Below are 6,735 nucleotides of genomic sequence, written 5' to 3'. Positions count from 1 at the left end.
GTCGTGATACTGTTGGTTTACCGACGCGGGGTGGAGCAGCTCGGTAGCTCGCTGGGCTCATAACCCAGAGGTCGCAGGTTCAAATCCTGTCCCCGCTACTGAAGTTCGAGGGCCCGAATCCATCCGGATTCGGGCCCTCGGCGCGTTCCGGACCACGCCACGCGCCCCGAAGAGCGCCTCGGATGGGGCGAGTTGGGGTGAGACGTGTTTGACTTATCTCTCTGTGGGCATGTCGACAAAACGCTGAAGTGACCTCACTGGCTGCGGTATACCAGGTGTACGCGGGTTGCAGGTGGTGCGACGATGGTATTTATGGGGGACAGGGCAACTCTGTTGGAGACAGGGCGGTTTGTGCAGCGGCATTCCAAGACCGCCGCGGACGAGATCATCGAGGCCGTACCGGCCGTCGGTGAAGCTGTCGACACCACCACCGCCGAGCAGGAGACCGAGGCCGAGACCGAGGCCCGCCACCGCCTCGCCGCCGAGAAGGGCGACGCCGGCTCCATGAGCGTCCTCGGCGCGATGCTGCTGCGCCGCGGCGACCTGGACGGGGCCGAGCGCTGGCTGCGCGCGGCCAGCGCCCACGGCGACCGCGCCGCCGCCAACAACCTGGGCGTCCTGCTGCACCAGCGCGGCTACCCGGACGAGGCCGCCGGCTGGTGGCGGGTCGCCGCCGTCGCGGGCTCCGCGCCGGCCGCGCACGCCCTCGGGCGGCACCACCGCGAGCGCGGCGACGAGCCCGCCGCCGAGTACTGGCTGCGCCAGTCCGCCGAGCAGGGCCACGCCCTCGGCGCGTACGCGCTCGCCGACCTCCTGGAGCACCGCAGCGACGTCGGCGCCGAGCGCTGGCTGCGCGCCGCCGCCGAACAGGGCCACCGCGAGGCCGCGTACCGCCTCGCCCTCGCCGTGGAGCGCCGCGCGACGGCGCCGGCCCGCGGCCCGCACGCGTACGACACGGGCACGGGGCTGCGCACCGCCGTGGCCGGACTGGCCGCGGACTCCGGCACCGCGACGGGCTCGGACGGTACGGGCTCCGGACCGCGCGCGGGCGCGGCAGCCGGGCCCGCCAACAGCGCCGGCCGGCGCAGCGGTACGGGCCCCGGCCCCGAGACCGGCACCGGTCTGCGTGCCGCGGACGCCGCCGGTGCCGCCGGCTCCGGGGAGCGGCCGGCCGTGGCCAGGGACGGGCTCGGCGAGGCCGAGCAGTGGTTCCGGCAGGCCGCCGCGCGCGGCCATCGCCGGGCCGCCCTGCACCTCGGCGCGATCCTGGAGAAGCGCGGCGAGCTCAAGGAGGCCGGCCGCTGGTACCTGATGTCCGCCAAGGACGGCGAGGCCAAGGCCGCCTGCGCGCTCGCCTTCCTGCTGCGCGACGCCGGTGACGAGGAGAGCGCCGCCGTGTGGTGGCTGCGCGCCGCCCAGGACGGCGACGGCAACGCCGCCAACGCGCTCGGCGCGCTGCACGCCGCCCGCGGCGAGCAGCAGACCGCGGAGCGCTGGTACCGCGCCGCCATGGACGCGGGCGACGTGAACGGCGCCTACAACCTCGGGCTGCTCTGCGCCGCCCAGGAGCGCACCGCGCAGGCGGAGCAGTGGTACCGCCGGGCCGCCTACGCCGGTCACCGCGAGGCCGCCAACGCGCTCGCCGTGCTGCTGCTCCAGGCCGGCGACGCGAACGGCGCCGAGCCCTGGTTCTCCAAGGCCGCCGAGGCCGGCAGCGTCGACGCGGCCTTCAACCTCGGCATCCTGCACGCCGGCCGCGACGACGACCGCACCGCGCTGATCTGGTACGAGCGGGCCGCCGCCGCCGGGCACACCGAGGCCGCGCTCCAGGTCGGCATCGCCTACCTGCGCGACGGCGACGAGCAGGCCGCCGAGCGCCATCTGCGGTGCGCGGCGGGCGGCGGCAGCGCCGAGGCCGCGTACCGGCTGGCCACCGTCCTCGACGCCCGCCGCCCGGAACCCGGCCCGCCGGAGCTCGGCGCCCCGCGCGCCGAGAAGAGCGAGTGCGAGGAGTGGTACGAGCGCGCCGCCCAGCAGGGCCACCGCCGGGCCCAGGTGCGGGTCGGGATGCTCGCCGCCGCCCGCGGCGACGTGGCCGAGGCGGCCCGCTGGTACCGGGAGGCGGCCGAGGCCGGCTCCCGCAACGGCGCCTTCAACCTCGGACTGCTGCTCGCCCGAGAGGGCGGCGAGCGCGAGGCCGCGCTGTGGTGGACCCGCGCCGCCCACGCCGGCCACGGCCGCGCCGCGCTCCGGCTCGCCCTGCTCGCCGCGCGCCGTGGCGAGCTCACCGAGGGGCGCCGCTGGTGCGCCCGCGCGGTCGAGCTCGGCCCGGCGGAGGTGGCGGAGCGGGCGGCGCGGCTGAGTGAGGCGCTGCACCAGGAGCTCACCGCCTAACGGATTTGCGCTGGTCCGAGGGGTCCCGTAAGGTTGGGTTCACCGACGCGGGGTGGAGCAGCTCGGTAGCTCGCTGGGCTCATAACCCAGAGGTCGCAGGTTCAAATCCTGTCCCCGCTACTCAGTAGCACGAAGGCCCGGATCGTCTCGACGATCCGGGCCTTCGTCGTGTACGCGGCGGACGGGCACGGACATGAGCCCATGAAGAAGGCCCCCGCCGACAGGCAGGGGCCTTTCTCACGTCTGTCGTCAGGCGGTCGTCGCGCAGCTCGGGCAGATGCCCCGGTACGTGACCTCGACGTCCGAGATCGTGAAGCCGAAGCGCTCCGAAGCGGGCAAGTCCGCCAGCGGGTCGCCCGCCGGGTGTACGTCACGGATCGCGCCGCAGCGGGCGCAGACCAGGTGCTGGTGCGGACGGTGCGCGTTCGGGTCGTACCGCTTGGCGCGGCCGTCCGTCGCGACCTCGATCACCTCGCCGAGGGTGACCATCTCGCCCAGCGTGTTGTAGACGGTCGCCCGGGAGATCTCGGGCAGCCGTGACACGGCTCGGGCGTGGACCTCGTCGGCGGTCAGGTGCACGTGGTCCCCGTCGAGCACCTCGGCCACGACACGACGCTGCGCGGTCATCCGCCAGCCGCGGCCGCGCAGTCGTTCCAACAGGTCACTCATGGGGGTCAGCCTAACAGTCGGCGCAAGAGTGTCCCGAATCGGTGTGAGTTTGGACCTTGATCGTCCCTGGATCCGTACTTGACTTGGACAGTGTCCACTGTAGGGTCGGGGAACTCCGGCAGGCGGCTCGACGCCGCGGTCCAGGCCCTGCGTGGCTGACGGCCGCCTGCCGTAGGTGGACGAGGTCAGGCAGCGAGCCGCGCCGGGATCCAGCAGCGGATGATGTCGCGCACGGAGACGATGCCGACCGGCCCGTGGTCGTCGAGGACCACCAGGTGGCGGAAGCCGCCGCGGGTCATCGCCTCCGCGGCCTCCTCCAGGGTCCAGGTCGGTGCGGCGAAGACGACGTCCCGGGTGGTGTGGGCGTCGGCGGTCTCCAGGTCGGGGTTCCGGTCGAGGCCGATGGCGTCGAGGATGTCGCGTTCGGTGAGGATGCCGAAGCCGCCGGAGTCGCCGTCCTGCACGATGGCGGCGCCGACGCGGCGCGCCGACATGAGGCGGGCGGCCTGGCGGAGGGTGTGGGCGGGGCCGATGGTCACGGACACGGAACTCATGGCGTCACGGACGAGCATGAAACGACCACCTCCTGATCGGGGGAGGGCTTTGTGAACGTCGTGGACTTCGAGAACGAATTCACAAGTTCACAAAGTGGGGGAGTCTCAGAGTGACACCCGGGGAGGGGGTCGACAAGGGGGCGCGCGGAGCGCCCCCGGGAGCGCTGAGGGGCGGTCAGTCCTCGGTGGTCGTCCGCTGGTTGAGATAGCTCAGCAGCTCGCCGTGGAGCAGGCCGTTGGACGCCGCCGCGTTTCCGCTGTGCGGGCCGTGCCGGCCGTCCAGGCCGGTGAAGGTGCCGCCGGCCTCCTGCACCACGATCGCCGTGGCCGCCATGTCCCACAGCGACAGCTCGGGCTCCGCGCACATGTCCACCGAGCCCTCGGCGACCATCATGTACGGCCAGAAGTCGCCATAGGCCCGGGTGCGCCAGACCGCCCGGGTGAGGTCGAGGAAGCCGTCGAGCCGGCCGCGCTCCTCCCAGCCGCTCAGGCTGGAGTACGCGAACGAGGAGTCCTCCAGGCGCCCGACTCGGGACACGCCGATCCGGGTCGCCGAGGCCAGGCTGCGGCCGGTGTACGCGCCGAGCCCCTTCGCGGCCCACCAGCGCCGGCCGAGCGCGGGTGCGGACACCACGCCCACCACCGGCTGGAAACCGGTGTCCCCGGCCTCCATCAGCGCGATCAGGGTCGCCCACACCGGCACCCCGCGCACGTAGTTCTTGGTGCCGTCGATCGGATCGATCACCCATCGCCGCGGGCCCGAGCCCTCGACCCCGAACTCCTCGCCGAGGATCGCGTCCCGCGGCCGGGCGCGCTGCAGCTGCCCGCGGATCAGCTCCTCGGCGGCCTTGTCGGCCTCGCTCACCGGGGTCATGTCGGGCTTCGTCTCGACCTTCAGGTCGAGCGCCTGGAACCGGTCCATCGTGGCCGCGTCCGCGGCATCCGCGAGGACATGGGCGAGACGCAGATCGTCGTGGTAATCGGCCATGGTCGAAACTCTATCCCTCGAAGGTGCCCCGCTCGGCGCCGGGCCTTGACAGTGCGTGGCCGGCTGCCGACGCTGAGCACAGTTCCGCTGCACACACTTCGGGTGCACACAGTTCCGTACGGTCCGGGGAGGCGCCCATGCCGACCGCCCGCGACGCGCTCATCGACGCCGCGCTCGCCGCCCTCACGCACGGGCCCTGGTCCGCCGTGCGGATGGTCGACGTGGCGAAGGCCGCCCGGGTCTCCCGGCAGACCCTCTACAACGAGTTCGGCAGCAAGGAGGGGCTCGCCCGCGCGCTCGCCCGCCGCGAGGCCGACGCCTATCTCCAGGGCGTGCGGACGATGCTCGCCGCGCCCGCGCCGCCCGCGCGGAACCTGGTCGCCGTCGCCGAGTGGACCGTCGTCCGCGCCGCCGAGCGCCCGGTGCTCCGGGCCCTGCTCACGGACGCCTGGAGCGAACGGCTGCCCCGGCCTCGGCCCGTCAGACCGGGCGCCCGGCTCGCGCCCGTACCGGCGCAGCGGCGCGCCGACGCCGGGCCGCCCGCGCCGGGCGAACTGGTCGCCGAGACCGCGGCCTGCGCCGGGGAGCGGTGGGCGGCCGGCTGCGAACTCGCCGTACGGCTCGCCCTCAGCCATGTCGTGGCGCCCGCGGTGATGTCCCCGAACGGTCAGTGCGCGGAGCCGGAGAGCTGGAGGCCGATGACGCCGACGATCACCAGGGTGATCGAGACGATCTTGAGCGTGGACACCAGGTCGCCCAGGAACACCATGCCGTAGATCGCCGTCCCGGCCGCCCCGATCCCCGTCCACACCGCGTACGCCGGGCCCACGTCGAGCTTGCGCAGCGCGAGGGTCAGCAGTCCGAAGCTGCCGAGGGCGAAGGCGGCGAACGCGATCGTCGGCCAGAGGCGGGTGAAGCCGTGCGACAGCTTTAGGCACACGGCGAAGCCCGTCTCCAGCAGTCCGGCGACCACCACGAGCAGCCACGCCATCGTCAGTGCCTCCCACGCCTCGGTGGCCGCTTCGCGGCACTTCGCCCACTCGGACCGCTCTGATCGCCCGGATCACTTGGTGCGATTATGCACTTACCAGGCGTGGCGGGCCGTAAACGTGCGCGAATCAGTCGCCCTCGCGCCGCTCCCGCGTCGCGAGCAGCCGCCGCAGCGAGAACAGCCGCGCCGGATCGGCGTGCCCCTCCTCGACCCAGGCGTCGAGCGCGCACTCCGGCTCGTCGTGAGAGCAGGCCCGCGGGCAGTTCTCCGTGCCCGGCTCCAGATCGGGGAAGGCGTGGATGACCCGGGACGGGTCGACGTGGTGCAGCCCGAAGGAGCGCACGCCCGGCGTGTCGACGACCCAGCCCTCGGCCTTGTCGAGCGGCAGCGCGAGCGCCGAGGTGGTGGTGTGCCGGCCGCGGCCCGTCACCGCGTTGACGTGGCCGGTGATCCGCCGCCGGCCCTCCGGAACGAGGGCGTTGACCAGCGTCGTCTTGCCCACGCCCGAATGGCCGACGAACGCCGTCACCCGGCCGTCCAGGTGCTCCCGCACCCGGTCCGCCGCCCCGCCGTCGTACAGCTCCTCGCGGTTCACGACCACGTACGGGATGTCCAGGGCGCCGTACAGCTCAAGGAGCTTCTCCGGCGGCGCCAGGTCCGACTTGGTCAGCACCAGGAAGGGCTCCAGGCCGCCGTCGTAGGCCGCGACCAGACAGCGGTCGATGAGCCGCGGGCGCGGCTCGGGGTCGGCGAGCGCCGTCACGATCGCCAGCTGGTCGGCGTTGGCGACCACCACACGCTCGTACGGATCGTCGTCGTCGGCCGTCCGGCGCAGCACCGAGCTGCGCTCGCCGATCCGCACGATCCGCGCCAGGGTGTCCTTCTCGCCGGACAGGTCGCCCACCAGGGAGACCCGGTCGCCGACCACGGCGGCCTTGCGGCCCAGCTCGCGGGCCTTCATCGCGAGCACCTGCCGGTCGTCGACCAGACAGGTCAGCCGGCCCCGGTCGACGGTGAGGACCATGCCCTCGACGGCGTCCTCGTGCTTGGGGCGGATGTTCGTACGGGGGCGGCTGCCCTTGCGGTTGGGCCGCTGGCGGATGTCGTCCGCGTCCGTGTGCTTGCCGTAACGCCGCATG

The 6,735-nt window shown here is 73.5% G+C and carries 7 protein-coding genes and 2 tRNA genes; 4 read left to right on the top strand and 5 right to left on the bottom strand.

Annotated features, from left to right (window positions below):
* Positions 1 to 24 precede the first annotated feature (24 nt).
* The 3 genes from ACWEV0_RS29020 to ACWEV0_RS29010 all read left to right on the top strand — a co-directional run bounded on the left by ACWEV0_RS29020 (position 25) and on the right by ACWEV0_RS29010 (position 2,514).
* Positions 25 to 98: transfer RNA gene (locus tag ACWEV0_RS29020), tRNA-Met, on the top strand.
* Between the two features lie 205 nt (positions 99 to 303).
* The gene (locus ACWEV0_RS29015; RefSeq protein ID WP_453152581.1) at positions 304 to 2,394 is read left to right on the top strand and encodes a tetratricopeptide repeat protein; all 2,091 of its coding nucleotides are present in this window, start codon (positions 304 to 306) and stop codon (positions 2,392 to 2,394) included.
* A 46-nt stretch (positions 2,395 to 2,440) separates the two neighbouring features.
* Positions 2,441 to 2,514: transfer RNA gene (locus ACWEV0_RS29010), tRNA-Met, on the top strand.
* 129 nt (positions 2,515 to 2,643) lie between these two features.
* Here the strand turns inward: ACWEV0_RS29010 and ACWEV0_RS29005 are convergent.
* From ACWEV0_RS29005 to hisN, 3 genes are all read right to left on the bottom strand, one after another.
* Entirely contained in the window at positions 2,644 to 3,063 is a 420-nt protein-coding gene (locus ACWEV0_RS29005) for a Fur family transcriptional regulator (RefSeq protein ID WP_453152580.1), read from the bottom strand.
* Positions 3,064 to 3,248: 185 nt separating this feature from the next.
* A complete protein-coding gene (locus tag ACWEV0_RS29000; RefSeq protein ID WP_451606773.1) occupies positions 3,249 to 3,635 on the bottom strand; it encodes a CBS domain-containing protein in 387 nt (128 codons plus the stop codon).
* 157 nt (positions 3,636 to 3,792) lie between these two features.
* A complete protein-coding gene (hisN, locus tag ACWEV0_RS28995; protein WP_403792312.1) occupies positions 3,793 to 4,605 on the bottom strand; it encodes a histidinol-phosphatase in 813 nt (270 codons plus the stop codon).
* A gap of 137 nt (positions 4,606 to 4,742) precedes the next feature.
* Between hisN and ACWEV0_RS28990 the strand changes: the two genes are divergently transcribed.
* Positions 4,743 to 5,381, top strand: coding sequence for a TetR/AcrR family transcriptional regulator (locus ACWEV0_RS28990; RefSeq protein ID WP_453152579.1), 639 nt, complete (start codon positions 4,743 to 4,745; stop codon positions 5,379 to 5,381).
* Here the strand turns inward: ACWEV0_RS28990 and ACWEV0_RS28985 are convergent.
* Positions 5,273 to 5,596 carry a DMT family transporter gene (locus ACWEV0_RS28985; protein ID WP_403792307.1) on the bottom strand — a complete coding sequence of 108 codons (324 nt, stop codon included), beginning with the start codon at positions 5,594 to 5,596 and terminating at the stop codon, positions 5,273 to 5,275. The two genes, ACWEV0_RS28990 and ACWEV0_RS28985, sit on opposite strands and share 109 nt — an antisense overlap.
* Before the next feature lie 127 nt (positions 5,597 to 5,723).
* Entirely contained in the window at positions 5,724 to 6,734 is a 1,011-nt protein-coding gene (rsgA, locus tag ACWEV0_RS28980) for a ribosome small subunit-dependent GTPase A (protein WP_453152578.1), read from the bottom strand.
* Between the last annotated feature and the right edge of the window lies 1 nt (position 6,735).

The organism is Streptomyces sp. NPDC003943, from assembly GCF_053605265.1.
This window is presented reverse-complemented; position numbering and strand designations above follow the sequence as displayed.

Bases quoted from the DNA above. Each gene is read 5' to 3' on its own strand.
- ACWEV0_RS29015 (WP_453152581.1), top strand. From the start codon at position 304: ATGGTATTTATGGGGGACAGGGCAACTCTGTTGGAGACAGGGCGGTTT.
- ACWEV0_RS29005 (WP_453152580.1), bottom strand. From the start codon at position 3,063: ATGAGTGACCTGTTGGAACGACTGCGCGGCCGCGGCTGGCGGATGACC.
- ACWEV0_RS29000 (WP_451606773.1), bottom strand. From the start codon at position 3,635: ATGCTCGTCCGTGACGCCATGAGTTCCGTGTCCGTGACCATCGGCCCC.
- hisN (WP_403792312.1), bottom strand. From the start codon at position 4,605: ATGGCCGATTACCACGACGATCTGCGTCTCGCCCATGTCCTCGCGGAT.
- ACWEV0_RS28990 (WP_453152579.1), top strand. From the start codon at position 4,743: ATGCCGACCGCCCGCGACGCGCTCATCGACGCCGCGCTCGCCGCCCTC.
- ACWEV0_RS28985 (WP_403792307.1), bottom strand. From the start codon at position 5,596: ATGGCGTGGCTGCTCGTGGTGGTCGCCGGACTGCTGGAGACGGGCTTC.
- rsgA (WP_453152578.1), bottom strand. From the start codon at position 6,734: ATGCGGCGTTACGGCAAGCACACGGACGCGGACGACATCCGCCAGCGG.